The organism is Candidatus Planktophila lacus (assembly GCF_002288325.1).
Classification (GTDB): Bacteria; Actinomycetota; Actinomycetes; order Nanopelagicales; family Nanopelagicaceae; genus Planktophila; species Planktophila lacus.
In genome coordinates this window covers 1,190,462-1,215,910 of sequence record NZ_CP016780.1, presented here as the reverse complement: position 1 = coordinate 1,215,910, position 25,449 = coordinate 1,190,462, and the positions used below count along the sequence as shown (strand labels likewise).

The 25,449-nt window shown below is 48.0% G+C and carries 27 protein-coding genes; 21 read left to right on the top strand and 6 right to left on the bottom strand.

The genetic code is table 11. The features are described 5' to 3' along the window. Positions 1–9: 9 nt before the first annotated feature. Complete coding sequence (locus tag A1sIIB106_RS06180; protein ID WP_095677697.1) at positions 10–777, bottom strand: HAD family hydrolase; 768 nt, start codon at positions 775–777, stop codon at positions 10–12. A gap of 73 nt (positions 778–850) precedes the next feature. On the opposite strand from A1sIIB106_RS06180, the gene A1sIIB106_RS06175 reads away from it, so the two are divergent. The 5 genes from A1sIIB106_RS06175 to ccsB are packed head-to-tail and all read left to right on the top strand — an operon-like array spanning position 851 to position 5,134. Beyond that, on the top strand, positions 851–1,474 hold the full coding sequence (locus A1sIIB106_RS06175) for a histidine phosphatase family protein (RefSeq protein WP_095677696.1): 624 nt from the start codon (positions 851–853) through the stop codon (positions 1,472–1,474). Positions 1,475–1,477: 3 nt separating this feature from the next. Beyond that, a complete protein-coding gene (locus A1sIIB106_RS06170; protein ID WP_095677695.1) occupies positions 1,478–2,023 on the top strand; it encodes a TlpA family protein disulfide reductase in 546 nt (181 codons plus the stop codon). Continuing rightward, complete coding sequence (locus A1sIIB106_RS06165) at positions 2,020–2,745, top strand: cytochrome c biogenesis CcdA family protein (protein ID WP_095677694.1); 726 nt, start codon at positions 2,020–2,022, stop codon at positions 2,743–2,745. The genes A1sIIB106_RS06170 and A1sIIB106_RS06165 overlap by 4 nt, the downstream gene beginning before the upstream one ends. After that, positions 2,745–4,220 carry a cytochrome c biogenesis protein ResB gene (gene resB, locus A1sIIB106_RS06160; protein ID WP_095677693.1) on the top strand — a complete coding sequence of 492 codons (1,476 nt, stop codon included), beginning with the start codon at positions 2,745–2,747 and terminating at the stop codon, positions 4,218–4,220. Before A1sIIB106_RS06165 ends, resB begins: the two co-directional genes overlap by 1 nt. Then, entirely contained in the window at positions 4,220–5,134 is a 915-nt protein-coding gene (ccsB, locus tag A1sIIB106_RS06155) for a c-type cytochrome biogenesis protein CcsB (RefSeq protein ID WP_095677692.1), read from the top strand. The genes resB and ccsB overlap by 1 nt, the downstream gene beginning before the upstream one ends. 10 nt (positions 5,135–5,144) lie before the next feature. Here ccsB and A1sIIB106_RS06150 read toward each other — a convergent pair whose 3' ends face one another. Genes A1sIIB106_RS06150 through A1sIIB106_RS06140 form a run of 3 tightly spaced genes read right to left on the bottom strand, consistent with a single transcriptional unit; the run spans position 5,145 to position 7,363 of the window. After that, a complete protein-coding gene (locus A1sIIB106_RS06150; protein WP_095671601.1) occupies positions 5,145–5,405 on the bottom strand; it encodes a PLD nuclease N-terminal domain-containing protein in 261 nt (86 codons plus the stop codon). Between the two features lie 19 nt (positions 5,406–5,424). Continuing rightward, positions 5,425–6,273, bottom strand: coding sequence for a 1,4-dihydroxy-2-naphthoate polyprenyltransferase (locus A1sIIB106_RS06145; RefSeq protein ID WP_095677691.1), 849 nt, complete (start codon positions 6,271–6,273; stop codon positions 5,425–5,427). Beyond that, a complete protein-coding gene (locus A1sIIB106_RS06140) occupies positions 6,266–7,363 on the bottom strand; it encodes an AMP-binding protein (RefSeq protein ID WP_095677690.1) in 1,098 nt (365 codons plus the stop codon). The genes A1sIIB106_RS06145 and A1sIIB106_RS06140 overlap by 8 nt, the downstream gene beginning before the upstream one ends. An 81-nt stretch (positions 7,364–7,444) precedes the next feature. On the opposite strand from A1sIIB106_RS06140, the gene menB reads away from it, so the two are divergent. From menB to menD, 3 genes are read left to right on the top strand one after another with little or no spacing between them, the layout of a single operon-like run. Further along, positions 7,445–8,284, top strand: a complete 840-nt coding sequence (gene menB, locus A1sIIB106_RS06135; RefSeq protein WP_095671863.1) for a 1,4-dihydroxy-2-naphthoyl-CoA synthase — start codon at positions 7,445–7,447, stop codon at positions 8,282–8,284. A 5-nt stretch (positions 8,285–8,289) separates the two neighbouring features. Then, positions 8,290–9,237: an o-succinylbenzoate synthase gene (locus tag A1sIIB106_RS06130; protein WP_190277171.1), complete on the top strand. Its 948-nt coding sequence runs from the start codon at positions 8,290–8,292 to the stop codon at positions 9,235–9,237. Beyond that, positions 9,234–10,808, top strand: coding sequence for a 2-succinyl-5-enolpyruvyl-6-hydroxy-3-cyclohexene-1-carboxylic-acid synthase (gene menD, locus A1sIIB106_RS06125; protein ID WP_095677688.1), 1,575 nt, complete (start codon positions 9,234–9,236; stop codon positions 10,806–10,808). The genes A1sIIB106_RS06130 and menD overlap by 4 nt, the downstream gene beginning before the upstream one ends. Positions 10,809–10,811: 3 nt before the next feature. On the opposite strand, the gene A1sIIB106_RS06120 is transcribed toward menD, so the two are convergent. Both A1sIIB106_RS06120 and A1sIIB106_RS06115 read right to left on the bottom strand, forming a co-directional pair. After that, positions 10,812–12,032, bottom strand: coding sequence for an isochorismate synthase (locus A1sIIB106_RS06120; protein ID WP_095677687.1), 1,221 nt, complete (start codon positions 12,030–12,032; stop codon positions 10,812–10,814). Between the two features lie 11 nt (positions 12,033–12,043). Then, the gene (locus A1sIIB106_RS06115; RefSeq protein WP_095677686.1) at positions 12,044–12,643 is read right to left on the bottom strand and encodes a biotin transporter BioY; all 600 of its coding nucleotides are present in this window, start codon (positions 12,641–12,643) and stop codon (positions 12,044–12,046) included. Between the two features lie 61 nt (positions 12,644–12,704). Here A1sIIB106_RS06115 and A1sIIB106_RS06110 point away from each other — a divergent pair, with 61 nt between their 5' ends. From A1sIIB106_RS06110 to nuoL, 13 genes are all read left to right on the top strand, one after another. Continuing rightward, positions 12,705–13,397, top strand: coding sequence for a demethylmenaquinone methyltransferase (locus tag A1sIIB106_RS06110; protein WP_095677685.1), 693 nt, complete (start codon positions 12,705–12,707; stop codon positions 13,395–13,397). Positions 13,398–13,437: 40 nt separating this feature from the next. Continuing rightward, positions 13,438–13,803, top strand: coding sequence for an NADH-quinone oxidoreductase subunit A (locus A1sIIB106_RS06105; protein ID WP_095677684.1), 366 nt, complete (start codon positions 13,438–13,440; stop codon positions 13,801–13,803). Continuing rightward, on the top strand, positions 13,794–14,348 hold the full coding sequence (locus tag A1sIIB106_RS06100) for a NuoB/complex I 20 kDa subunit family protein (RefSeq protein ID WP_095671593.1): 555 nt from the start codon (positions 13,794–13,796) through the stop codon (positions 14,346–14,348). The genes A1sIIB106_RS06105 and A1sIIB106_RS06100 overlap by 10 nt, the downstream gene beginning before the upstream one ends. Next, positions 14,349–14,984, top strand: coding sequence for an NADH-quinone oxidoreductase subunit C (locus A1sIIB106_RS06095; protein WP_095671592.1), 636 nt, complete (start codon positions 14,349–14,351; stop codon positions 14,982–14,984). Beyond that, positions 14,981–16,321, top strand: coding sequence for an NADH-quinone oxidoreductase subunit D (locus A1sIIB106_RS06090; RefSeq protein WP_095677683.1), 1,341 nt, complete (start codon positions 14,981–14,983; stop codon positions 16,319–16,321). Before A1sIIB106_RS06095 ends, A1sIIB106_RS06090 begins: the two co-directional genes overlap by 4 nt. Then, positions 16,321–16,947 carry an NADH-quinone oxidoreductase subunit NuoE gene (gene nuoE, locus A1sIIB106_RS06085; RefSeq protein ID WP_095677682.1) on the top strand — a complete coding sequence of 209 codons (627 nt, stop codon included), beginning with the start codon at positions 16,321–16,323 and terminating at the stop codon, positions 16,945–16,947. The genes A1sIIB106_RS06090 and nuoE overlap by 1 nt, the downstream gene beginning before the upstream one ends. Next, positions 16,947–18,227 carry an NADH-quinone oxidoreductase subunit NuoF gene (gene nuoF, locus A1sIIB106_RS06080; RefSeq protein WP_095677681.1) on the top strand — a complete coding sequence of 427 codons (1,281 nt, stop codon included), beginning with the start codon at positions 16,947–16,949 and terminating at the stop codon, positions 18,225–18,227. Before nuoE ends, nuoF begins: the two co-directional genes overlap by 1 nt. After that, a complete protein-coding gene (locus A1sIIB106_RS06075; RefSeq protein WP_095677680.1) occupies positions 18,227–20,596 on the top strand; it encodes an NADH-quinone oxidoreductase subunit G in 2,370 nt (789 codons plus the stop codon). The genes nuoF and A1sIIB106_RS06075 overlap by 1 nt, the downstream gene beginning before the upstream one ends. After that, positions 20,593–21,849, top strand: coding sequence for an NADH-quinone oxidoreductase subunit NuoH (gene nuoH, locus A1sIIB106_RS06070; protein WP_095677679.1), 1,257 nt, complete (start codon positions 20,593–20,595; stop codon positions 21,847–21,849). The genes A1sIIB106_RS06075 and nuoH overlap by 4 nt, the downstream gene beginning before the upstream one ends. Positions 21,850–21,946: 97 nt before the next feature. Further along, entirely contained in the window at positions 21,947–22,468 is a 522-nt protein-coding gene (nuoI, locus tag A1sIIB106_RS06065; protein ID WP_420021916.1) for an NADH-quinone oxidoreductase subunit NuoI, read from the top strand. After that, positions 22,468–23,247, top strand: a complete 780-nt coding sequence (locus A1sIIB106_RS06060; protein ID WP_095677678.1) for an NADH-quinone oxidoreductase subunit J — start codon at positions 22,468–22,470, stop codon at positions 23,245–23,247. The genes nuoI and A1sIIB106_RS06060 overlap by 1 nt, the downstream gene beginning before the upstream one ends. After that, positions 23,247–23,546, top strand: coding sequence for an NADH-quinone oxidoreductase subunit NuoK (gene nuoK, locus A1sIIB106_RS06055; RefSeq protein ID WP_095677677.1), 300 nt, complete (start codon positions 23,247–23,249; stop codon positions 23,544–23,546). The genes A1sIIB106_RS06060 and nuoK overlap by 1 nt, the downstream gene beginning before the upstream one ends. A gap of 2 nt (positions 23,547–23,548) precedes the next feature. After that, on the top strand, positions 23,549–25,438 hold the full coding sequence (gene nuoL / locus A1sIIB106_RS06050) for an NADH-quinone oxidoreductase subunit L (RefSeq protein ID WP_095677676.1): 1,890 nt from the start codon (positions 23,549–23,551) through the stop codon (positions 25,436–25,438). The last annotated feature ends 11 nt before the right edge of the window (positions 25,439–25,449 follow it).

Below are 25,449 nucleotides of genomic sequence, written 5' to 3'. Positions count from 1 at the left end.
CTGTAAGAGTTATCTGGATTCTCTGCGTGGAGTTAAGCGAGTTCCCAGCCAGGCAGCGCGCGAGACGATCGGACCCAGATAGCGATTGATAGAGCGCATTCTGCGGAAGTCATGGATCGGCCAATTCTCCTTAAGTGCACGAATTCTTAACTTTGCATCAGGATTAATTGCAGATGGATGGCCAACGCTTTGAAGTAAAGGAAGATCATTGTGGCTATCGGAATATCCAAAGCAATCGGCTAGAACAAATCCGCGCTCTTTAGCAATCTCTGCAATTGCAACTGCTTTCTCTTTACCGTGCAAAAGCGGACCGTTCATTGCACCGGTGTAGTGGCCATCAACTATCGCCGCCTTACTGCCGAGAGCGCCAGTAAAACCAAGTCTTTCCGCAATAAGCGTTGCCATATCTTCCGGAGCTGCGGTGACCAACCAAACTTCTACGCCATCATTTAGATGCGCTTGCGCGATTTCGATAGTGCCTTCCCAAAGTGAGGGAGAGACATATTCGTCATAAATCTCTTGTGCAACAGTTCTAATCTCAGAAACGTTATGGCCGCCGATAAAGTCTTGGGCAGATTTTTGAAAGCGATTTATCTCATCCTGCTTTTCAGTCCCCGTTAATCTAAATCTCAGATTGGCTAATACAAATCGCGAAATATCTGATTTAGTGAAGAAACCGCGCTGGTACATGCCGCGGCCCAGGAAGTAAATTGTTGAGCCACGAACCAAGGTGTTATCGACGTCAAAGAACGCTGCGCGTCTGACGGTGAGTGACATGTCACTACCCTAGCGATTATCAGCGCTATTTCTCGTTTAATCCATAGCCTTCAGACGCTTTATGCTTAGCGCTATGAGTACAACGGTTCACATCGCGCGACATGGTGAAGTAGAGAATCCTGAGAAAATTCTCTATGGACGTCAACCAGGTTGGAGACTTTCAACGCGCGGACAGCAAATGGCTGAGACTCTCGGTGAATGGTCTAAATCGATAAACCTTGGCGCACTCCATGTCTCGCCATTACAACGCGCGCAAGAAACCGCCGCACCAATTGCTCGCGCGCACGGCATTGAGATAACAACCGATGAACGTCTAATCGAAGCTGCAAATGTCTTTGAAGGAAAGAGTTTTGAACTAGGCAGTGGAGTGCTAAAACATCCATCGTCATGGCGCCATTTATATAACCCCTGGAAACCATCTTGGGGAGAACCGTATGAAGAGCAGATCAACCGCATGCTTGCCGCAATCTTTGCCGCGCGTAAAGCTGCCAATGGAAAAGATGCGATTGTTGTTTCTCATCAACTGCCTATTTGGATTTTAAGAAGTGCAATCGAAGGTAGATCACTTTTGCATGATCCAAGAAAGCGAATCTGCACCCTCGCTTCAGTGACCAGCGTTCACTTTGATGATGAAGGCGTTATTTCAGGACTTTCCTATTCTGAACCAGCCGGACATTTACTGCCCGAGAAGAAATAAGTAATGCGCAAAAGTCTTTCTAGCCTCGCGCCATTTCTGCTTATCGCATTTACTTTAACTGCGTGCGGTGGCGGAAGTTCGATAGCGGAAGAAAGTTTTATTGAAGGCAGCGGGGCGGTTACCAATATAAATTTGGAAGATCGCAAAGCTGCGCCAGCGCTATCTGGAATGACGCTAACGGGTAAGACTTTTATCTTTAATCCTGGCCAAGTAGCGGTAGTAAATGTTTGGGCTTCTTGGTGTTCACCATGTCGCGCAGAAATCCCAACGTTGATTGAACTTGCAAAGCAATATCCAAACGTGCAATTTATGGGGATATTGACTCGAGATAACCCAGTAAATGCGGAAGCTTTGGCGCGCAGATTGAATATCCCTTATCCAACTTTTATCGACGATGCGCTCTTGCTGGGCTTTAAATCTACGCTTCCTGCAAATGCCATTCCTTCCACTGTTCTGATCGATAAGAACGGAAATGTTGCTGCACGAATCTCTGGTGAAGTAACGCTTACTTCGCTGAGCAAGATAATTAGAAAGTTGGAAGCAGAATGATTGACTTTGTTGTTGATCAGTTATTTGGCGGCTATCTACTCGCCGCTCTTCCTTTTGCAATCTTCGCGGGCATCATCTCTTTTCTATCTCCTTGCGTATTGCCGCTAGTTCCGGGCTATCTCGCCTATGCCGCAGGCTTTTCTAAATCTCGTGGCCGAGTTTTCTTAGGATCAATTCTCTTTGTAGCAGGATTTAGCGCGCTCTTTATCTCTTACGGTGCGCTCTTTGGTGGAATCGGTTCTGAAGTATTTGCACGAGAAGAGTTGATAACTCGAATTCTCGGTGTTTTAACAATTCTCCTTGGTCTGCTCTTTATGGGAATTTTTCCGATGGCGCCAACTTTTCATCCACGTATTTCGACAACTGGTGGGCTAATTGGCGCGCCACTTCTGGGATTTCTCTTCGGAATCGGCTGGACTCCATGTATCGGACCTGCGCTAGCAACGGTACAAACTCTCGCCTTTCAAGAGTCAAGTGCCGCACGCGGAGCGATTTTATCTCTGGGATATTGCATCGGTTTAGGTGCGCCATTTATCGCAACGGGACTCTTTTTAGATAAATCCGAAAAGTTGCGCAAGTTCTTAGTTAGACGTGGTGATTTGATCTCCAAGATCGGTGGAGTGATTTTAATTCTGATCGGAATCGCACAATTGCTTGGTCTCTGGTCTGAATTGATGGCCTCACTTCGCTCAGTAATTTCAGATTTTGCGCCGGTGATCTAATGAGTAGCCAAGTAGAAGTTCCCGAGCTCGGCGCAGGTGGTTTAGCGCGCTTTGCTTGGCGCCAGTTAACAAGTATGCGCACTGCGCTAATTCTCTTGATGATGTTAGGCCTTGCTGCGATTCCAGGTTCTCTCGTCCCGCAGCGCAGTCAGAACCCAATGGCGGTGCGGCAATACTTTATTGATGATCCGCAGTTAGCTCGCTGGATCGATCGCTTCTCAGGATTTGAGGTTTATTCATCGCCTTGGTTTAGCGCTATTTATATTCTGCTGTTCATCTCTCTAATTGGTTGTGTTCTACCTAGATCGGCTGAGCATTTCAAAGCGATGCGCGCGGTGCCGCCTGCAACTCCAAAGAATCTCTCTCGTATGGAGTTCTTTACTTCTTTTGGCGGCGATAAATCTAATTTTGATAAGGGCGCTGCTTGGTTAAAGCGCAAACGTTTTCGAATTCGCTACGAAGACGGCGCAGTTTCTGCAGAGAAGGGTTACTTGCGCGAAACTGGAAACCTCTTATTCCACCTCTCACTTATCTTGATCTTGGTCGGCGTCAGCGTTGGATCGCTCTTTGGAATGCGCGGCGAAGCGATCGTCAACAAAGGAGAGCGGTTCATTAGCGTTCCGACTTCTTATGACACCTTGTCATTTGGAAAGTTAGTAAATGAAGATGTAATCGATCCATTTATTATTGAAGTGGAAGATTTCCAAGCAGATTACGATCCAGTTACTGCAGCCCCAAGGGATTACACCGCAACTGTTCGGGTAACAAATCCTGGAGAAAAAGTTTCTGAAGAGAAGATCTTGAAGGTCAATAGCCCACTTACATTTGGAAATACTCGCGTTTATTTGCAGGCTAATGGTTACTCACCAATTGTTACAGTTAGAGATACCGCTGGCTTTGTTGTTTTTCAAGGTCCAGTTCCATTCTTGCCGCAAGACGGATTTCTAAAATCAATTGGTTCGATCAAAGTTCCTGATGCACGTCCCCAACTTGGATTTGTTGCAAGCTTCTTACCTACTTATTCACGCTCAGCAGTCGATGGCGGAATCTCACTCTTTCCTGAAGCGCTAGATCCCAGACTTCTATTCTCGATTTGGGAAGGTGACCTCGGTTTAGATTCAGGAATTCCTCAATCTGTCTATCGCATTGATACTTCAGAGATGTCGCGGATCGCACTTGATTCGCTCAAGCCTGGTGAAACCTTCAATTTCAGCGCTGGCTCAATCACCTTTGAAACTTTTGTACCTTGGATAAACCTGCAAATAGTTAACGATCCCGGAAAGCAATATGCGCTCTATGGCGCTATCGCCGCAATCCTTGGCCTGCTGGCATCGCTCTTCGGAAGACGCCGCCGTATTTGGATAAGGATCACATCATCTGGAGTTGTGGAAGTAGCAGGGCTAGCCAAGAATGGTGCACCTGGACTTGAAGAAGAGATCGCTTCATTAACCGCGCATATGAGAGATGAGAAGTAATGCAAACAACTTGGGCATATATTTCTAATTACTCTATTTATTCAGCGATGGCAGTTTTTGCGCTCTCTTTCTTAGCCCATGCCTTCGAGACTGCTTGGGCAGTTCGCTCACCAGAGCTTGCTGATAGCGCGACAGGAAATACTTTAACTAGAACTTTTGATTACACGCGAACCGAACGTGCAGCGCGAATTGCAACTGCGATGATGGTCTTAGGTTTTCTCCTTTTGCTCGCGGGTGTAATCGCGCGTGGAATTTCCAATGGACATGTCCCATGGGGAAATATGTATGAATTCTCAATCACCGGTGCTCTGGCTTTTACCGGCGCATATCTAATTGCTCTTCGTAAACACGATCTACGCTGGCTTGGGCTCTTTGTTTCAATTGCAGTCTTGTTGACGCTCGGTACTGCAATTACTTTGCTTTATCGCGACAGCGCACCTTTAGTACCAGCACTGAAATCTACTTGGTTAGTTATCCATGTCGTTGCCGCAATCATTTCTGGTGGCGTCTTCTTGTTAGCCAATGTAATTGCGGGAGCATTTCTTTACTTAGATTCAATGGAGAAACGCGGTGGACGTAAACCTTGGGCGAAACGTCTTCCTGAATTAGAGACGCTAGATCAACTCTCTTATCGATTAGTTGCATTTGTCTTTCCACTTTGGACCTTCTCGGTAATCGCAGGTGCCATTTGGGCAGAGAGCGCATGGGGTCGTTACTGGGGTTGGGATCCAAAAGAGACTTGGGCCTTTATTACTTGGGTTGCTTATGCTGCATATCTCCACGCGCGCGTGACAGTTGGCTGGCGTGGACGTCGCGCTGCTTGGCTCTGCTTATTTGCAGGCTCAACATTTCTATTTAACTATGTATATGTAAATGTATGGGGAACTGGAAAGCACACATACAGCGGCCTTTAAAGGTTAAAAACTAAAGGCGACGTAAGAAATCTGGGTCATCATCCGGTGGCAAGATTCTGCGCTTTGGTGGACGAGGGCCTTTATCTCTGCGGGTGCGACCAATAAATAGATAAGCGATAGCTCCAAAAGCTGAGAAGAACAAAATAATTAGCAGCCAACCCCATTTAGGAAGTTTCTGAATTAGCGACTCATCACGTTTTGCACAATCAATAAACGAGTAAAGAGTTAAGGCAAGAGATGCGATAACGAAGAGCGCTTGAAATCTGAGCATGGGTAGAGTCTAGCGAAAGTTAGAGGACTAGGCCGAGTGCAAATAGGGCGGCAAAGAGCATCTGTAACTTGCCAGTCTTTGCCAGAAGTGGAATCAGCGCTGCGCCAATTGTCCCAGCCCAGACCGAACGTGCCAGAGATACGCTGAGAGGTAGCGCTAACAAAGTAAGTAAAGCAAAAGGCTCGAAGGTAAGCAGAGCAAAGAGGTGGGCCGAAACTAGTAGAGATATGTAAAGAGCACGCGCACCTTTATCTCCCAGCCGCACCGCCATCGTGCGCTTTCCAACTAATTCATCTTGGCCGCGATCTCTTAAGTTGTTAATTGCCAGGATGGCACATGCCAGAGCACCCATCGGAACTGCCACGATAAATATCTGCAAATTCAACTCTTCGGTCTGTACGTAATAACTTCCGACCGTTGCAACAATCCCGAAGAATAGGAATACAGAGATTTCACCTAAACCTTTATATCCGTAAGGGCTAGAACCACCGGTGTATCCCCAAGCTGCAGCGATTGCTAACGCTCCGACAGCAATTAACCACCAGGAAGTTTGCAGCGCTAGAACCAACCCAGCGACGGCAGCAAAGAAGAAAGAGATAAACGCTGCGTTCTTCACAGATTTTGCACTTGCTAGACCGGTTGCTGTTAAACGGATCGGACCGATACGAGAGTCATCGGTTCCGCGGATTCCATCTGAATAATCATTTGCGTAATTGACGCCGATTTGCAGCGACAAACTAACTAAGAGCGCGAGTGCTGCAGGGAAGGGTTTCCAGTCACTTCCTGCAAATGCGGTAGCAACTAATACCGGAGCAATAGCTGCAGCAAGTGTGCGCGGGCGCGCACCAAGGACCCACTTATTAGCCATGGTTTGCCTCAGTCGCGAGCTCTGCAAGTTTACGGCGATCAATTTTGCCAAGGGCGGTACGGGGGAGTTGGCTTACATATAAGAAGTTCTTTACCTTTGCCGCTTTTGAGATTTGTGAAGAGAGATATTCATTTATCGCAGATTGCTCTGGCTTAACATCACCAGCAATCGCTAATTGCAGCGCCTGTCCCCATTGCGAATCAGGAACCGCAAATGCCGCACAATCAATTCCAGAAAAAGTTGTCGAAACGATTCTTTCGACTTCAGCCAGAGAGATATTTTCTCCGCCCGTTATTATCAGATCATCGCTTCTGCCGGTTACGACAAGTTTTCCATCTTCGATATATCCAAGATCAGTTGTGACAAAGTATCCGTTACGGATCTTCTCATCCCAAGATTTTGGATCATTTAGATAAGTTGTGGCTAGCGATTTGCTAGATATTGAAATAACTCCAAGATCGTCAATTTCAAATTCGGTTCCGTCAAGAGGTGTTCCGTTGTAAATGCATCCACCTGAGGTTTCGGTCATGCCGTAAGTCTCAACTACCTTGATACCTGCTTCATGTGCGGCTTCACGTAGCTCTGAAGAAAGTGCCGCACCTCCCACCAATACCGCTTGCGCAGAAATCAAATGTTCCAGCAGATCGCCATCGCCATTTAGTGCGCGAAATAGTTGAGTCGGCACAACTGCAGTGAAATCAGCGAACGGGTATTTGCCAGTAATTTCTCGGGCATCAATTGGCACTGTTCCAAGTTCTAAACTTCTAACTAAAATATTTATTCCGGCGATATGAGTTAACGGCAGCAACAACGACCAGATCTGTCCTGGCTTTGCACCAACAAATTTATTTGCGCTCTTGGCGCTCTCTAAAAGTGCGCTGGCCGATAAACCAACTTCTTTAGCTATCCCAGTTGATCCACTGGTATTGACTACTAGCGCCACGCGATCTGGGGCGCCGGCGACTGAAACTGGGCCAAGGGCCAGAGCCGGGCCTTCTCCAATAAGGGCTTTGGCAAGGCGCGCCATTAACTCGGCGAGGTCCCACGTGGGATCTATCGCACGAATCTCTCGTTGTGACGTCTGCTCCATTGCACGCGTAGGCTATCGCTCGAAGTCGAAGATGGAGGAATCGTGAGCAAGCCGATCAAGCGTGAATTTGGTAACCGTTCTATCCCTGCGTGGGCAACTGGCGCAGGTGGAGAGAAATTTACCGATATCACCTATCAAGTAGGCGACGGCATGGCCAAGATCGCGATCAATCGACCAGAGGTGCGCAACGCATTTCGCCCCCAAACAATTATTGAATTACAAGAAGCTTTCTCACTTGCGCGCGATAACTCAGATGTCGGCGTAATCATCTTTACCGGAACCGGCGATGAAGCCTTCTGTTCTGGCGGAGATATCAGCGTGCGCGGAGATGATGGATATCTCGGCGAAGATCCTTTGGCACAAAAGGGCATCGGCCGCTTAAATGTTTTAGATCTACAAATTCAAATTCGTCGCACTCCTAAACCAGTTGTTGCAATGGTCGCTGGTTGGGCAATCGGCGGCGGACATGTTCTGCATGTTGTCTGCGATTTAACAATCGCTGCCGATAACGCAAAGTTTGGGCAGACCGGTCCGATGGTTGGTTCATTCGATGGTGGTTATGGTTCAGGTTTACTAGCCGCAAGTGTTGGACAGAAGAAAGCCCGCGAAATTTGGTTTATGACTCGTCAATACGATGCGCAAGAAGCGCTCGCCATGGGACTTGTTAACACCGTTGTTCCACTTAAAGAACTTGAAGCCGAAACTGTTTCTTGGTGCCGCGAGATGCTGCGCAACTCTCCTCTTGCACTTCGTTTGCTGAAATCTTCTATGAACGCCGCCGATGACGGCCTTGCCGGAATTCAACAACTGGCTGGCGATGCCACGCTGCTCTTCTACTTAAGCGAAGAAGGTCAAGAAGGTCGCGATGCGTATAAGGAAAAGCGCGCGCCAGATTTCGGTAAATTCCCTAAACGTCCATAAAACTTATGCTTGATGACCTCCTTGCAACCCTTCGCGTAATCACAATTCCCACGCGTACCAATTTTCGTGGTGTGACTTATCGCGAAGTTGCACTGCTGCAGGGCCCGCAAGGCTGGGGAGAGTTCTCACCATTTCTGGAATACGACGATAACGAGTGCGCGCCATGGCTCGCTAGTGCAATAGAAGCAGCAACAGTTGCTCGCCCCGAACGTTTCCGAAATGAAATAGCAGTCAACGGAACCATTCCAGAGCTAAATGATAAAAAAGAGATCGAAGCCCTGATGCGCACATTTTCAGGTGCAAAAACTTTCAAAGTAAAGGTGGGAGGTAATCTCACTGAAGACGTCATGCGAGTTGCTCGAGTATTTTCTAACGCTCCAAAGGCTGCAATCCGCGTTGATGTCAACGGACTCTGGTCTGTAGAAGAAGCGCTCACTAATCTTTACGCATATTACGAAGAGATTGGCCCACTTGAATATGTTGAGCAACCTTGTGCAACTATTGAAGAGCTACGTGAACTAAAGCGCAGAATCAAGATTCCATTACGTATTGCAGCAGATGAAGTCATTCGCAAAGCAACCGACCCATTTAAAGTAGACCTCACCGATGCTGCAGATGTTGTGATGCTTAAAGTGCAACCACTCGGAGGAATTCGACGATCTCTTGAGATTGCTCAACACCACGGTCTGCCCGTCGTTGTTTCTAGCGCTTTAGAAAGTGCCATCGGAATCGAATATGGACTTGAACTTGCCGCATCAATTAGTGATCTGAGCTTTGATTGTGGTTTAGCGACAGGCTCACTTCTGACACGTGATGTTGCAGAACATAAGATTGTTGATGGAAAGATCGCGCTGGGTCAGATTTCACCAAAACTAGATGGCCTTGAAGTGTCACCCGATCGCTTCGAATGGTGGAAGAATCGCATAATGAGAGTCGGGAAGTTACTTACATGAGTCAAGCAACAACCCTGGCTCGGGTAATCATTCGCCAAATTCTTGAGGCGGGAATAACTGATGCAGTTATTTCACCAGGATCCCGAAACGCGCCTTTATCTCTTGCACTAGTTGCGGCCCAAAAGCGCGGCTTGATTAAGTTACATATCCGCATCGACGAACGCACTGCCGCTTTCTACGCACTTGGTTTAGCAAAGGCCAGTAATCGTCCTGTGCCAGTTATCTGCACTAGCGGAACAGCGGTTGCGAATTACCATCCTGCAGTTCTGGAAGCATCACATTCAAATATCCCACTCTTTGTAATCACTGCAGATCGTCCAGCCGAACTACGTCGAACGGGCGCCAACCAAACCACTGAGCAAGCACGCATCTTTGGCAAAGCAGTTCGTTACTTCTCCGATGTTTCTGGTGGGGCCTATCCGCTAGAACTTCCACTTAACGCACTTCAAACCGGCCCAGTACATATCAATGTGCAATTTGAAGAACCACTTCTTGGTGATGATAACGATGCGTGGCTCGATGGTTTAAAGGTAAATCCACCAAAAGTCTTTGATCGCAAGAAAGCCGGAACTCTCGCAAGTAAATCAACACGTGGCTTACTAGTAATTGGCCATGACCGTGGCGGACTTGAAGTTGCCGCGGTTAGCGCATTTATTGAATCTCTCGGTTGGCCGGTAATTAGCGAGGATCCACTGACATTTGCGCAAGCAAACGCCCATGCCAGTCTATTTCTAACAGCAACTCCAATCGCAAAAGATTTAGCTCCAGATACCGTGATCGTAATTGGCCGTACAACGCTGTCTAGATCAGTTAACGCACTCATCAAATCTGCACGTTCCACATTTGTTATTGATCCGCGCATTGCAACAGTGGATTCAGACCGCGCGGCAGATAAGCGTTTTACCGATCTTCCCGAACTTTATGTTGCACCCGCCGATCCTGAATGGATCGCTAAATGGCAGAAATATTCTGAACGCACTGCCAAAGTTGTTAAAGATGTTTCAATCTGGTCTGAGCCACTTATCGCTCGTGAGATCGCAGCCAACCTTTCTGCGGATACAGCGCTGTTTATCGCATCATCGCGTCCCATTAGAGATCTCGAAGCTTTCGCAGCTGCACGATCAGGAGTCATAACCTATGCAAATCGTGGTCTGGCAGGCATTGATGGAAATATCTCTACCGCAACCGGAATTGCAACACATCACGGTTCGGCAATTGCAGTACTTGGAGATTTAGCTTTCCTGCATGACTTAACTGGGTTAATTCATCACGACCAGGTAAACCTCAAGATCTTCGTTGTAAATAATGATGGTGGCGGAATTTTCTCAACTTTGCCACAACGCGGAGTAGAAGGATTTGAAGAAGTTTTTGGAACACCACACGGGCTAGACCCTGCGGCGATTGCAAAATCAATGGGAATCAGCGGAAAAACTATCGATAACACCGCAGAATTAAGTAAAGAGATAACTGCACCAATTAAGGGGCTAAGCGTTGTAGTCCTGGATGTTCCTAACCGTGAAGCAAATGCCGATCTAATTAAAGATCTGGCAGAGAAGATGAAATCGCTTTAAAGCTTATGAAAGTGCGCTTCGCATCGGCGCAAATTTAGCGTTGCTCTCGGTTAACTCTTTCTCTGGGTTGGAACCAGCCACAATTCCGCAGCCCGCAAAGATGCGCAGTTCATTTTCAGTAATTTGCCCACAACGAAGGGCGATTCCAAGTTCACCGTCACCGCGCGCATCTAGCCAACCTACTGGTCCGGCATAGCGACCACGTGGCATCCCTTCAATATCTTTAATCAGCTTTGCAGCAATCTCAGTTGGTGTGCCGCATACAGCAGCGGATGGATGTAATTTCTCAAGAATTGTAAAAGCATCAACGCTCTTCTTGCTTTCGATTAGCGCACCAGTAACGTCAGTCGCCAAGTGCATAACGTTTGCCAAGTGCAATACAAATGGGGATTCTGGAACGTTAGTTGATGTGCAGAAAGGATCGAGCGCATCTGCAACTGATCTAACTGCGTATTCGTGCTCTTCGAGATCCTTGGACGATCGTGCCAATGATGCGGCTAGCGCTAAATCTCTCTCATCATCGCCAGTTTTGCTGATCGTTCCAGCAAGAACTCGTGACGTAACCATGCCGCGAGATAAGCGGAGCAAGAGCTCAGGTGTTGCACCGATCAAGCCATCGACTGCAAAGATCCATGTAGATGGATATTCGGCGCTTAGGTTACGAAGAATTTTCCGTGGATCAATGGCGCGATGTGAGTTAACTTTTAAATCTCGTGCAAGAACAACTTTTTCAAGTTTGGTACTTTCAATCTCTTTAATTGCTTGTGCAACGCGAATCTGCCATTCCGCTGGGCTAATCGAACCATCGCCCCAGTTGTATTCAGCATCTTCAAGCATCTGTGCGCTTTCAGCGAGTTTTGGCTGGGCTTGATCGCCGATCCATGTGATCCAAGAGCTTCCATTGCGCATTCCGACAACGATTTCAGGAATGACAAGAACTGATTCTTCGTTCTGATCAAAAGAGAAAGAGGTAAAGAGAATTGGACCTGTGCCACTGGCGTGAACTGAATCAGAGATCGCAAGTTTTTCTAGCTGTTGATGCCACCAAGTGCGAGCATCTTTAAATCTATTTGGGCCGCTCACTGTGGTGGATGCGTAAGAACCCCAACCAACTAAGCCATCGCCGCCGCGAACCCAAGTAACAGGTGCGCTATCTGGAAGTAGCTCCAGCAGCGGTAAGTGCTCGCCCAGGCGCGCAGTAGTAACGGGGATAAGTTGCGGCATAAAGAATTAGTTTATCGATTTAACTTTTGTGCAATCTTGCGCCAAATCAGTGGCAGGGAAGTTGCGGTGATTGCAATCTTCAAAAGTTCACCGAAGATAAATGGAGTAAGGCCTGCACTGATTGTTGCTGCCCAAGAAAGATCTAGCGATGTTTTTAACCAGATCAATCCAAAGGCAAAGACAATTGCGCTTCCCAAAGTTAACGCTGGAAATGAAGTTTTAAATTTCTGATCGGCTTTGCGATCTGCGAGCGCGCCAAGAACAACTGTGGCAACGAGCATTCCGATTAGGTAACCACCAGTTGCACCAGTTAAACGGGCAATACCGTGGCTAGTTGCACCTGTTGCTGCAGCAAATACTGGAGCTCCTGCAACGCCGGCTAATAAATACGTTGCGAATGTTGCAAATCCAAGTCGTGCACCGTAAGTGGTTCCGATTAAATAAACGGCAAGTGTTTGACCTGTTACAGGAACTGGGGATCCCGGAACCGGAACAGCGATTTGTGCCAAAGCGGCAATAAACAAAGTTCCGCCGACGATAAAGGTGGCATGGGTTAGCGCAGTGCTGCGAGGAAAGACCGTTGCCCGAAGTGATCCGGTTGAGATCGACATTTACTTCCCCTTTATGGCTTTGGAGTTGTGAGTGAGCCTACTATTGCGAGAGACTTCGCCTATGTCGCGCGCAAATATGGATAAAAACCCCGATGAAGTCGCCGCAATGTTCGATGGGGTGGCCAAGCGCTATGACCTCGTAAATGATCTGCTCAGCCTGGGCCAGACCAAGGCTTGGCGCCGTGCGACCACTGCGATCATCGCCCCAAAGGCTGGAATGAAGATCCTCGACTTGGCTGCAGGCACGGGATCGAGCTCCGAACCCTTGGCTGCCGCTGGCGCCGACGTTATTCCAGCCGATTTCTCTGAAGGCATGCTGGCTGCCGGCCGTAAAGCCCGCCCGCACCTGCCCTTCACCTTCGCCGATGCCTTAAATCTGCCCTTCGCCGATGGCGAATTCGATGTTGTGACCATCTCTTTCGGTCTGCGCAATACCTCAGATGTAGATAAAGCCCTCGGGGAAGCCCTACGCGTGACCAAAAAGGGTGGCAGGATCGTCATAGCCGAGTTTTCTAGCCCAACTTGGGCTCCATTTCGAAAGCTCTATACCAATTACTTAATGCGCTCCCTCCCGGCGATCGCCAAGAAAACCTCTTCTAACCCAGATGCCTATATCTACTTGGCCGAATCGATCCGCGCCTGGCCAAATCAGAAGGCGCTCGCCGCCAAGATCGAGGCTGCGGGATGGAGCCAAGTCGGCTGGCAGAACTTAACTTTCGGGGTTGTTGCAGTTCACAGAGGCGTAAAGGGCTAACGGTCACGACCACCCCCGTGGCCACCTTAGGATTTCGCTTGTGACCGGTAATCCATATATTCCGATTCTGGCTATCGCAGCCGTTGGTTTTGGCTTCGCAATTTTCTCTCTTGCCGCAGCCGCCGTTACCGGACCTGCTCGTTACAACCGCGCAAAGTTAGAGGCGTACGAGTGCGGAATCGAACCTTCACCGCAAGCAGCGCAAGGTGGACGTTTTCCAGTTAAGTACTTCCTAACCGCGATGCTATTTATCATCTTTGATATTGAAATCGTTTTCTTATATCCATGGGCTGTCACCTTTGATCAACTTGGACTATTTGGTTTAGTCGAAATGGCGATATTTATCGGAACAGTCTTCGTTGCATTTGCATATGTCTGGCGTCGCGGAGGCCTCGAGTGGGATTAGAAGAGAAGTTACCTAGCGGAATCGTTTTAACCTCAGTTGAAAAACTTGCAGGTTACATGCGTAAAAATTCACTTTGGCCAGCAACTTTCGGTTTAGCATGTTGCGCAATTGAGATGATGGCGGCAGGTGCAGGTCGTTACGACCTCGCACGTTTTGGTATGGAAGTTTTCCGCGCATCCCCACGTCAAGCAGATTTGATGATCGTTGCCGGTCGCGTTTCAAACAAGATGGCTCCAGTGCTTCGCCAGATTTACGATCAAATGGCTGCACCAAAGTGGGTTATCGCAATGGGTGCATGTGCATCTTCAGGCGGAATGTTTAACAACTACGCAATCGTGCAGGGCGTTGACCACGTAGTACCAGTTGATATTTATCTTCCAGGTTGTCCGCCACGTCCAGAAATGTTGATGGATGCAATTCTTAAATTGCACGATCAGATTTACGACGAAAAACTCGGACCTAACCGCGAAAAAGTTATCAAGGAAGTTGAAGCGGCGGCAATGGCTGCAGTACCAACCCATCAGTTGAAGGGGTTGTTGGCTTAAATGTCTGATGAGCAACACGGAATGTTTGGTGCTGCCGGCACGGGGGATACCTCAGGTTACGGTGGGCTAGTTCGCGCGACCGCTTCTGCAGGCTCTTCACAGCGCCCATTTGGTGGTTATTTCGATCAGGTTGCCGATGATCTAGAGCGCGCATATCCAGATTTTGCAGATGCTATCGAGCGCGTAGTTGTTGATCGCGGCGAGCTAACTCTGCACATCAAGCGCGAGCGTTTAGTAGAAGTTGCACTTATCTTGCGCGATAAATTGAAATTTGAAATGTCGATGGGCGTATCTGGTGTGCACTATCCAGAAGATACCAATCGCGAACTTCACGCGGTTTACCACTTGTTATCAGTGACAAATAACCAACGAATTCGTTTGGAAGTTTCTGTTCCAGATGTCGATCCACACATTCCTTCACTTGTTGAAGTCTGGGCTGGATCTAACTGGAACGAACGCGAAACTTACGACATGTTCGGAATCATCTTTGATGGCCACCCAGGACTTACTCGCATCTTGATGCCAGATGATTGGCAAGGACATCCACAACGTAAGGATTACGCACTTGGCGGAATCGGCGTTGAATACAAGGGCGCTGTTACACCACCTCCATCAGATCGGAGGTCTTACAAGTGAGTACGTACGCAGATCCATATGCATCATCACGCGAAACCACTGAAGGCACTGTCTTCTCTGTAACTGGTGGCGATTGGGATTCACTCGTAACTGAAATTGGTCAGGCGAAAGAAGAGCGCGTTGTTGTAAATATGGGTCCACAGCACCCATCAACGCACGGCGTGCTTCGCTTGGTTCTAGAACTCGAAGGCGAAACTGTTACTGAAGTTCGTTGCGGAATCGGATACCTGCACACAGGAATCGAAAAGAATATCGAATTCCGTAACTGGACTCAGGCCACAACATTTGTAACTCGTATGGATTACTTAGCTCCGTTATTTAACGAAGCTGCTTACTGCTTAGGCGTTGAAAAGCTCCTTGGAATTACAGGCGATGTTCCTGAAAAGGCCGATGTTATTCGCGTAATGATGATGGAGTTCAACCGTATCTCTTCACACATGGTTGCGCTCGGTACTGGCGCGCTTGAACTCGGTGCGCTTTCACCAATGATCTTCTGCTTCCGCGAACGTGAAAAAGTTCTAGATATCTTTGAATTTATCTCAGGCCTTCGTATGAATATGGCCTATATCCGCCCAGGTGGAGTTGCTCAAGATCTTCCTGCTGGCACTGTTGAGAAAGTTTTGGCAACGGTAAAAGATCTGCGTCATAGCTTTAAAGATAACGAGAAGTTGCTCGTGGGAAATAGCATCTGGATGAAGCGCACCGAGGGAATTGGTTACCTTGATCTTGCTGGTGCAACAACACTTGGAGTCACAGGTCCAGTTATTCGCGCAACTGGATTGCCACTTGATCTACGCAAGATTCAGCCTTACTCAGGTTACGAGAATTACAAGTTCGATGTTGTAACCGCAGACACTTGCGATGTTTACGGCCGCTTCTTGATTCGTATCAATGAACTAGAACAATCACTTCGCATCATCGAACAATGTGCTGAAAAACTTAAATCACTTGAAGGCGCACCAGTAATGGTTGCCGATAAGAAGATTGCATGGCCAGCACAGCTTGCAATTGGTGCAGATGGAATGGGTAACTCGCTTAACCACATCCGCGAAATCATGGGCACATCAATGGAGTCTTTGATCCACCACTTCAAACTTGTTACCGAAGGTTTCCGCGTTCCAGCAGGTCAGGTTTACACAGCAGTTGAATCTCCACGTGGCGAACTCGGTGCACACGTAGTCTCTGATGGCGGCACACGTCCTTACCGCGTTCACTTCCGCGAACCATCTTTCAATAACTTGCAATCAACATCTGCAATGTGTGAGGGCTCAATGGTTGCCGACATCATCGGCGCCGTTGCCTCAATCGATCCTGTGATGGGAGGCGTTGACCGCTAATGGCTTACTCACCAGATCAGATCGAAATCATGAATTCGATTATCAAGCGCTACCCACGCAGCCGCTCTGCAATCATGCCTTTGCTTCATTACGTGCAATCACTTGCCGGTTATGTAACCAACGAAGGCATTGAAGAAATTGCTAAGTTGCTTGAATTAGAAACTGCTGAAGTAACTGCCGTTGCAACTTTCTACACCCAGTACAAGCGCCGCCCAGTAGGCGAGTACCACGTAGGTGTTTGCACCAACACCTTGTGCGCGGTTATGGGCGGAGATGCGATATTTGCAGCGCTTAAAGATCACCTCGGCGTTGAAAACGATGGCGTTACCGCTGATGGAAAAGTTTCTCTAGAACATATCGAATGCAACGCAGCCTGCGATTACGCACCAGTTGTTATGGCTAACTGGGAGTTCTACGACAACCAGAACGTTGAGACTGCAAAAGATCTAGTTGATTCAATGCGCAAGGGAACACCTAAACCACCAACTCGTGGACCTAACTCTTTGGTTACTTGGAAAGAAGCATCAGCTGTTCTTGCCGGTTTAAGCGATGGAAAAGCCAATGAAGGATTGCAAGCTGGCGAACCAACACTTCTCGGTTTAAAACTTTCGAAAGAGGGCAAGTAATGACAAAACTAGCTCCAGTACTTTCCGCACATTGGGATGAGAAAGATTCATTCACAATCGATGCATACACACGTCATGGTGGATACAAGGCATCTACCAAAGCACTTGCTATGGATCCAGATGCAGTTATTCAACTTGTAAAAGATTCTGGACTTCGCGGTCGCGGCGGCGCAGGCTTCCCAACCGGAATGAAGTGGGGCTTTATCCCACAGGGCGATAACAAAGATCACTACCTGGTTGTAAACGCTGACGAATCAGAGCCAGGTACTTGCAAAGACACACCACTTTTGATGGCAAACCCACACGTACTTATTGAAGGCTGCATCATTGCTTGCCACGCAATTCGTGCAAAGCATGCCTTTATCTATATCCGCGGTGAAGTTACACATGTTGTCCGTCGTTTAAATCAAGCGATCGAAGATGCTTACAAAGCTGGCCATCTTGGTAAAGGTATTGATGTTGTTCTCCACGTTGGTGCCGGCGCTTACATCTGCGGTGAAGAAACTGCTTTGCTTGATTCACTTGAAGGTTTCCGTGGTCAACCACGTCTGCGTCCACCATTTCCTGCGATCGCAGGTTTATATGCACGACCAACAGTTGTAAATAACGTCGAATCAATCGCCTCAGTTCCAGCGATCATTGCAAACGGTGCTGAGTGGTACCAGTCAATGGGTACTGAAAAATCAAAGGGAACCACGCTTTATTCACTCTCTGGCCACGTTGTAAATCCTGGTCAATTTGAAGCCCCGCTTGGAATTACTCTTCGTGAAATTCTTGAGATGTCAGGCGGAATTCGCGCCGGACATAAGTTGAAGTTCTGGACACCAGGTGGATCATCAACGCCACTATTTACAGATCAGCACCTTGATATTCCACTTGATTACGAAGGCGTTGCCGCTGCTGGCTCAATGCTCGGCACTAAAGCGCTACAGATCTTTGATGAAACAACTTGTGTGGTTCGCGCAGTATTGCGTTGGACTGAGTTCTACAAGCACGAGTCATGTGGCAAGTGCACACCATGTCGCGAAGGCACATGGTGGTTGGTTCAGATTCTGCGCGATCTAGAAAACGGCGTGGGTACTGAAGCAGATCTAGCTAAGTTGCTCGATCTCTGCGACAACATCATGGGCCGTTCATTCTGCGCACTTGGTGATGGCGCAACTAGCCCAATCACATCTTCAATCAAATATTTCCGTGACGAATACATCGCCCACTTAACAAACGGTGGATGCCCATTCGATCCAGTTAAATCAACTCTCTTCTCTGGAGCAAACGCATAATGACTACGACTCAAGAGACCACAACCGCGCAAGCAGTAGAACTCATTACCGTTGTTATCGATGGTTTTGAAGTCAGCGTTCCAAAGGGAACCTTGGTTATTCGCGCCGCAGAAAAACTAGGAATTCAGATTCCACGTTTCTGCGATCACCCACTTCTTGATCCAGTTGGCGCTTGTCGTCAATGTTTAGTTGATATCGAAATTAACGGTCGCGCATTTCCAAAGCCACAGGCTTCATGCACGATTCCAGTAGAACCAAATATGATCGTAAAGACTCAACTAACTTCACCAGTTGCTGAAAAAGCACAGCGCGGTGTTATGGAACTTCTCCTTGTTAACCACCCACTTGATTGCCCTGTTTGCGACAAGGGCGGCGAATGTCCATTGCAGAACCAAGCGATGAGCACCGGAAATGGTGAGACTCGCTTCGAAGGCGTAAAGCGCACATTTGAAAAGCCTGTTGCGATTTCATCTCAGGTTCTGCTCGATCGCGAACGCTGCGTTCTCTGTGCTCGTTGTACACGTTTCTCTGATCAAATTGCTGGCGATCCATTTATTACTCTTAACGAACGCGGTGCACTGCAGCAAGTTGGTATCTACGAGAACCAACCATTCGAGTCCTACTTCTCAGGTAACACCGTGCAGATCTGTCCGGTTGGCGCACTTACCGGGGCTGCTTATCGCTTCCGGGCACGTCCATTCGATTTAGTTTCAACACCATCTGCCTGCGAACATTGCGCATCCGGTTGCGATATGCGCACCGATGTTCGTCGAGGAAAGACTTTACGTCGCCTTGCTGGTGATGATGCCGCAGTTAACGAAGAATGGAACTGCGATAAAGGTCGCTGGGCATTTAAGTACGTAACTGAAGTTGATCGTCTAACAACTCCAATGGTTCGTGGCGCTGACGGAGTTCTTGCTCCTGCATCATGGCCAGAGGCAATCGCTGCAGCTGCAGCAGGTCTTAAGGGCAAGCGCGCTGCGGTTCTAGTTGGTGGACGCGCAACTGCCGAAGATGCTTACGGTTACAGCAAGTTTGCACGCATCGCACTTGGCACAAACGATATCGATTTCCGTGCGCGCGTTTCATCAGATGAAGAACGTGATTTCCTTGGCGCGAAAGTTGTTGGCTCAGCAACTACCTACCGCGATATCGATATCGCAGATCATGTGGTTCTCATTGGTTTTGAACCAGAAGAAGAATCACCAATCGTCTTCCTTCGAATCAACAAGCAGGTTCGCAAGCGCGCGCTAAAGGTCAGCGCAGTTGCAACTAAGCTTTCAATCGGCGTTGAAAAGTTAAAGGCTGAATTTATTAAGGTCGCACCAGGATCTGAAGGCGCTGCACTTTCAGCACTTTCTCTAACCGGTAAGTCAGTTATTTTGGTTGGCGAACGCGCTGCTGAAACTACTGGTCTACTTTCTGCAGCCGCTGCGCTTGCGGAAAAGAGTGGCGCAAAGCTTGCTTGGATTCCGCGTCGCGCAGGCGAACGCGGCGCACTTGAAGCTGGTGCAATTGGCACGCTTCTTCCAGGTGGCCGCCCTGTTGCCGATGCTGCAGCACGTGTAGATATCGCGGCTGTTTGGGGAGTTCAAACAATTCCTACAAACGTTGGTCGCACAACTTCTGAAATTATTGAAAGCCTTGGCAACGGTTCACTTGATGCAGTTGTTGTTGGTGGCGTTGATCCACAAGATATGCCAAATAGCGCAGCCGCACTTGCCGCACTTTCAAAGTCATTTGTTGTATCACTCGAGATTGCACACTCTGCAGTTACCAATGTGGCTGATGTAGTTCTGCCAGTTGCGGCTGTAACTGAAAAATCTGGTTCATTCCTTAACTGGGAAGGCCGCGCACGTGCTTTCGATGCGGCAGTTGCAGATTCACTAAATCGTTCAGATCTTCGTATCTTGTCGGCTATCGCTGACGAAATGGGCGAATCAATAATGCTCGGCACAGTTACTCAAGCAGCGCGTGAGATTTCATCACTCGGTAAATGGGATGGCGCACGCGCTAACTTCGCAGCAGTTTCTGCAGCGGGTGCAAATAAGGTTTCTGGAAATGAAGCGCTACTTACTTCATGGCGTCGCTTGCTAGATCTCGGTACTTTGCAAAAGGGCGAAGCAAACTTGGCTGGTACTGCGCGTAAATCCGTTGCAGTTATCTCTCCAAAGCGCGCTGAAACAATGGGCGTTAAAGATGGCGATATCTTGCGAGTCTCTAACTCACACGGATCAATCTCACTTCCTGCTTTAGTTGAAGATATTCACGATGATGCAGTTTGGGTGCCACGCAACTCATTCGGTACACAAACTTTGATCTCATTAAATGCCGTGCACGGCGATGTTGTATCGGTGGTGAAGGCATGAATAACGCTCAGTTATTGCTAGATGATCCGGGTTGGATCATCACCCTTAAGGCAGTTATTGTCTTTGCCGTTTGCGTTGTCTTGACGATCATGTCTGTATGGGGCGAACGTCGCATCGTTGCTCGTATGCAGATGCGCGTTGGCCCTAACCGCGTTGGAAAATTCGGCTTAATTCAGGCGCTTGCAGATGGCGTAAAGCTTGCGCTGAAAGAAGATTTGATTCCGGCTGCAGCCGACAAGGTTGTTTTTGTAATTGCTCCAGTAATCAGCACCACCGCAGCATTTATGGCCTTTGCGGTTATGCCAATGACTGGCCCAGTTAACTTCTTCGGCGAAGAAACTGTTATGCAGTTAACCGACCTTCCAGTCGGTGTTCTCTATGTTCTTGCCACCGCATCAGTCGGTGTCTACGGAATTGTTCTCGCTGGTTGGTCATCAGGTTCGACTTATCCGCTGCTTGGCGGGCTCCGCTCAAGCGCGCAGGTTGTTTCTTATGAAATCGCCATGGGACTTTCACTTGTTTCAGTCTTTATCTACTCCGGATCAATGTCTACATCATCAATCGTTGCCGCGCAGCAGAGCACTTGGTGGTACGGACTAGTTCTCTTCCCATCCTTTGTTATCTATGCGATCTCAATGGTTGGCGAAACAAACCGCGCGCCATTCGACCTAGCCGAAGCTGAAGGCGAACTCGTTGGTGGATTCCATACTGAGTATTCATCACTTAAATTCGCACTCTTCTTCTTGGCAGAATATGTAAATATCATCGCTGTTTCAGCACTAGCAACAACGTTATTCCTTGGTGGTTACCACGCAATTCCAGGTCTGGGCTTTACAGAGCAATGGCTCGGCGGTTGGTTCACACTCGTTTGGTTCTTCTTAAAGGTTCTCTTCTTCTTCTTTGTTTTCGTATGGTTACGTGGAACTCTTCCTCGTTTGCGTTACGACCAATTTATGCAATTCGGTTGGAAAGTCTTGATTCCGGTCTCGTTGCTCTGGATCTTGGTAGTTGCAACGCTTCGTCTAATTTCTACTACCAGCCAATCTCGTGTCACCACATTTATTTTTGCTGGCGTCGTAGTCCTCATCGTTATGGGAATTTCTACAGCAGTTGATGCCTCAAAGAGAAAGCGCGCTGCACATGTTTACCCAGAAGCAGCAGCTCCAAGTTTTGCCGTTCCATCGCTTCCATCCGAAATAACCACAATCAATCTTTCAAATAGTGTTTCAGACAAGGGAGGCGATCGTGGCTGACCAAAACGAATTTCAACCACTCGTAAATAAAGAGAATAAAGATGTAGATATCACCAGCGTTGCCTATGAAAAAGTAGAGCAACCTGGTCCAAAGAGTTTGCTCAAGCAGGCGCAGGGTTTCTGGGTCACCTTCATAACCATGTTTAAGAAGGTAAACACTGTTCAATACCCTGAAGTTAAAGAGCCAACTGCAGAGCGTTTCCACGGTCGCCATCAGTTAAATCGCCACCCAGATGGACTCGAAAAGTGCATCGGTTGCGAACTTTGTGCATGGGCATGCCCTGCTGATGCGATTTATGTTGAAGGTGCAGATAACACTCCTGATAATCAAATGTCACCAGGAGAGCGTTACGGCAAGGTCTACCAAATTAACTATCTACGTTGTGTTTTCTGCGGGCTTTGCATTGAAGCATGTCCAACACGTGCGCTAACCATGACAAATGAATACGAGCTAGCAGATTCAACTCGCAGCAAATTGATCTTCGAAAAAGACGATTTACTAGGTCCACTTCGCGCAGGCATGTTGCCACCTCCACATCCAATGTATCCAGGTATGACCGATACCAACTATTACAACGGCGATGTTAAGGAAGCTCATCCTTCACAGGAGCAAAAATAATGGAACCTTTACTAACTATTCAGACGCCAGAGACAGTTCTCTTCTGGTTCTTAGCACCACTTTCAGTTCTTGCTTCACTTGGAATGTTGTTAGTTAAGAAGGCAGTTCATTCAGCGCTATTACTTGCGTGGGTTATGGTCTCGCTCGCAATTTTCTACATCGCACAAGGCGCGCTCTTCCTCGGAATTGTTCAGGTGGTTGTCTACACCGGTGCGGTGATGATGCTCTTCCTCTTTATCTTGATGTTGGTCGGTGTTGATTCATCTGATTCGCTAACCGAGACAATTACTGGACTTCGTCCTATTGCAATCACTGCAGCAGTCGGCTTTGGCGGACTAATGGTTTCACTCCTTGGTCGTGCAACTTTGGGTCGCGAACCAGTTGGATTAGACGCTGCAAATGGACCAGGAAATGTGCAGGGACTTGCTGCACTCTTATTCTCAAAGTACGTATGGCCATTTGAAGTTATTTCAGCGCTGCTAATTACCGCAGCAGTTGGCGCAATGGTTCTGGCACATCATCAACGCACAACCCCGCGCCCAACTCAGCGCGAACAATCAGTAAATCGTTTCCGCTCAGATTCTCTAGCAGGCGCTGCCGGCCTACCTGGCCCAGGCGTCTTTGCTCGTCACAACGCAGTTGATGTGCCAGCACTTTTGCCAGATGGAACGCCAGCTCCTTCTTCAATTTCTGCAACGCTCAAGGCGCGTGGAGATGTAATTGATTCAGCTCAGTTCCAACTCGACAATGTTGATACATCAGTTGTGGAGGAGAAGTAATGAGCCTCGATAACTATCTCTACCTTTCCGCGATTCTATTTACCATCGGCGCCGTTGGCGTAGTCGTTCGCCGCAACGCAATCGTTGTCTTTATGTGTATTGAGCTAATGCTCAACGCAGCAAATCTTTCACTAGTAACTTTCTCAAGAATTAACGGAACGCTAGATGGTCAAGTGGTTGCCTTCTTCACGATGGTTGTTGCAGCCTGTGAAGTAGTAGTTGGCCTTGCGATCATCGTCACTATCTACCGTTCACGCCGATCAGCATCTATCGATGATGCCAGTTTGTTGAAGCGATAAAAATGGCTACCAATAACGGTCTTGTTTATTTAATCGCGCTTCCACTCTTTGGCGCACTTGCCCTGCTGCTTCTTGGACGTAAGGCTGATAAGTGGGGACACCTACTTGCTACTGCGATGTCTGCTGGATCATTTGCAGTTGGTTTAATTCAACTTTCACAGATGCTTGATCGCGAAGCAGAGCTTCGCCCGGTGACGCAGAAGCTCTTTACCTGGATCAGCGTTGGAAGCTTTAACGTAGATGCATCGCTTTTGTTAGATCAGTTATCGATCTGCTTTGTACTGCTAATCACCGGCGTTGGAACTTTGATTCATATCTATTCCATCTCATATATGTCTCACGACAAAGATCGCCGTCGTTTCTTTGCATACCTAAACCTCTTTATCGCAGCGATGTTGCTCTTGGTTCTTGGCGATTCTTATCTCAACCTCTATGTCGGTTGGGAAGGCGTAGGACTTGCCTCCTATCTATTGATCGGTTTCTGGAATCAAAAACCAGCATATGCAACTGCTTCTAAGAAGGCATTTGTCATGAACCGTATCGGCGATATGGGGCTTTCCTTTGCGATCATGATCGCCTTTGCCACATTAGGCACCGTTTCATTTAGCGGAGTAAAAGAACATTCACATCATGCATCTGAAGCAGCTATGACTGCCATCGGAGTTATGTTGCTAGTTGCGGCAGTCGGAAAGTCTGCGCAGTTCCCATTGCAGGCATGGCTGGGCGATGCGATGGCTGGCCCAACTCCAGTTTCTGCTTTGATCCACGCCGCAACCATGGTTACAGCAGGCGTTTATCTAATTGTTCGCTCTAACTTTGTATTTGATGCCGCGCCAACCGCACAACTTCTCGTTGTTATCGTTGGAGCAATCACTCTCTTGTTCGGTGCCATTATCGGTATGGCTAAAGATGACATCAAGAAAGCACTTGCTGCTTCAACGATGTCTCAGATCGGTTACATGATCTTGGCATCAGGCCTTGGACCTGCCGGTTACGCATTTGCAATCATGCACTTACTTACCCACGGATTCTTTAAAGCCGGAATGTTCCTTGGCGCAGGTTCGGTAATGCATGGCATGAACGATGAAGTAAATATGCGCAAATATGGTGGACTGCGTAAATTTATGCCGATCACATTTGTGACCTTTGGTCTTGGCTACTTAGCAATTATCGGAGTTCCACCATTCGCTGGTTTTTACTCCAAAGATATGATTATCGAAACGGCGCTAAATGCCGGTGGTGCAAAGGGAATTATTCTCGGTTCAGTCACGCTCTTAGGTGCAGCGATCACGGCCTTCTATATGACGCGTGTAATGATCTTGACCTTTACCAGTCCAAAGCGTTGGGACGATAACCAACATCCACATGAATCCCCTGCTTTGATGTGGATTCCGATGGCAATTCTGGCAATCGGCTCAGTTATCTCGGGCTACCTGCTCTATCGTGGAAAAGCGTTCAAGCATTGGCTAGAGCCACTCTTTGAAGAACATGGTGAGCACACCGAACTTCTGCCTCCAATTGTTGTCTCTGGACTTGCTCTCACAATGGTTGCAATTGGCGTTGCAATTGCAGTCATCAAGTACCAACTCTCTGAAATTGATAACGTGGCACCTGAGAAAGTCTCAATCTTTACTCGCATCGCACGACGCGATTTACTCCAAGATGATGTAAACGAAGCGCTCTTTATGCGCCCAGGACAAGCGTTAACTTCTGCCCTAGTCAAGATTGATGGCTCAGTTGTTGATGGCGCAGTTCGCGGTGTTGGAAAGATGGCGCTCGGCTCTGGATCTGCGCTCCGCGAAACTCAGACAGGTTTTGTTCGTAGCTATGCAGTTCTAATTTTGATTGGCGCAGCAGCGCTGATCGCGGCAATTTGGGTGGTAACAACGTGAACCTGGCAGAT

What these genes read in the sequence shown, in the direction of transcription:
- A1sIIB106_RS06180 (WP_095677697.1), bottom strand. Translation starts at nt 777, where the DNA reads ATGTCACTCACCGTCAGACGCGCAGCGTTCTTTGACGTCGATAACACC.
- A1sIIB106_RS06175 (WP_095677696.1), top strand. Translation starts at nt 851, where the DNA reads ATGAGTACAACGGTTCACATCGCGCGACATGGTGAAGTAGAGAATCCT.
- A1sIIB106_RS06170 (WP_095677695.1), top strand. Translation starts at nt 1,478, where the DNA reads ATGCGCAAAAGTCTTTCTAGCCTCGCGCCATTTCTGCTTATCGCATTT.
- A1sIIB106_RS06165 (WP_095677694.1), top strand. Translation starts at nt 2,020, where the DNA reads ATGATTGACTTTGTTGTTGATCAGTTATTTGGCGGCTATCTACTCGCC.
- resB (WP_095677693.1), top strand. Translation starts at nt 2,745, where the DNA reads ATGAGTAGCCAAGTAGAAGTTCCCGAGCTCGGCGCAGGTGGTTTAGCG.
- ccsB (WP_095677692.1), top strand. Translation starts at nt 4,220, where the DNA reads ATGCAAACAACTTGGGCATATATTTCTAATTACTCTATTTATTCAGCG.
- A1sIIB106_RS06150 (WP_095671601.1), bottom strand. Translation starts at nt 5,405, where the DNA reads ATGCTCAGATTTCAAGCGCTCTTCGTTATCGCATCTCTTGCCTTAACT.
- A1sIIB106_RS06145 (WP_095677691.1), bottom strand. Translation starts at nt 6,273, where the DNA reads ATGGCTAATAAGTGGGTCCTTGGTGCGCGCCCGCGCACACTTGCTGCA.
- A1sIIB106_RS06140 (WP_095677690.1), bottom strand. Translation starts at nt 7,363, where the DNA reads ATGGAGCAGACGTCACAACGAGAGATTCGTGCGATAGATCCCACGTGG.
- A1sIIB106_RS06130 (WP_190277171.1), top strand. Translation starts at nt 8,290, where the DNA reads ATGCTTGATGACCTCCTTGCAACCCTTCGCGTAATCACAATTCCCACG.
- menD (WP_095677688.1), top strand. Translation starts at nt 9,234, where the DNA reads ATGAGTCAAGCAACAACCCTGGCTCGGGTAATCATTCGCCAAATTCTT.
- A1sIIB106_RS06120 (WP_095677687.1), bottom strand. Translation starts at nt 12,032, where the DNA reads ATGCCGCAACTTATCCCCGTTACTACTGCGCGCCTGGGCGAGCACTTA.
- A1sIIB106_RS06115 (WP_095677686.1), bottom strand. Translation starts at nt 12,643, where the DNA reads ATGTCGATCTCAACCGGATCACTTCGGGCAACGGTCTTTCCTCGCAGC.
- A1sIIB106_RS06110 (WP_095677685.1), top strand. Translation starts at nt 12,705, where the DNA reads ATGTCGCGCGCAAATATGGATAAAAACCCCGATGAAGTCGCCGCAATG.
- A1sIIB106_RS06095 (WP_095671592.1), top strand. Translation starts at nt 14,349, where the DNA reads ATGTCTGATGAGCAACACGGAATGTTTGGTGCTGCCGGCACGGGGGAT.
- nuoE (WP_095677682.1), top strand. Translation starts at nt 16,321, where the DNA reads ATGGCTTACTCACCAGATCAGATCGAAATCATGAATTCGATTATCAAG.
- nuoF (WP_095677681.1), top strand. Translation starts at nt 16,947, where the DNA reads ATGACAAAACTAGCTCCAGTACTTTCCGCACATTGGGATGAGAAAGAT.
- A1sIIB106_RS06075 (WP_095677680.1), top strand. Translation starts at nt 18,227, where the DNA reads ATGACTACGACTCAAGAGACCACAACCGCGCAAGCAGTAGAACTCATT.
- nuoH (WP_095677679.1), top strand. Translation starts at nt 20,593, where the DNA reads ATGAATAACGCTCAGTTATTGCTAGATGATCCGGGTTGGATCATCACC.
- A1sIIB106_RS06060 (WP_095677678.1), top strand. Translation starts at nt 22,468, where the DNA reads ATGGAACCTTTACTAACTATTCAGACGCCAGAGACAGTTCTCTTCTGG.
- nuoK (WP_095677677.1), top strand. Translation starts at nt 23,247, where the DNA reads ATGAGCCTCGATAACTATCTCTACCTTTCCGCGATTCTATTTACCATC.
- nuoL (WP_095677676.1), top strand. Translation starts at nt 23,549, where the DNA reads ATGGCTACCAATAACGGTCTTGTTTATTTAATCGCGCTTCCACTCTTT.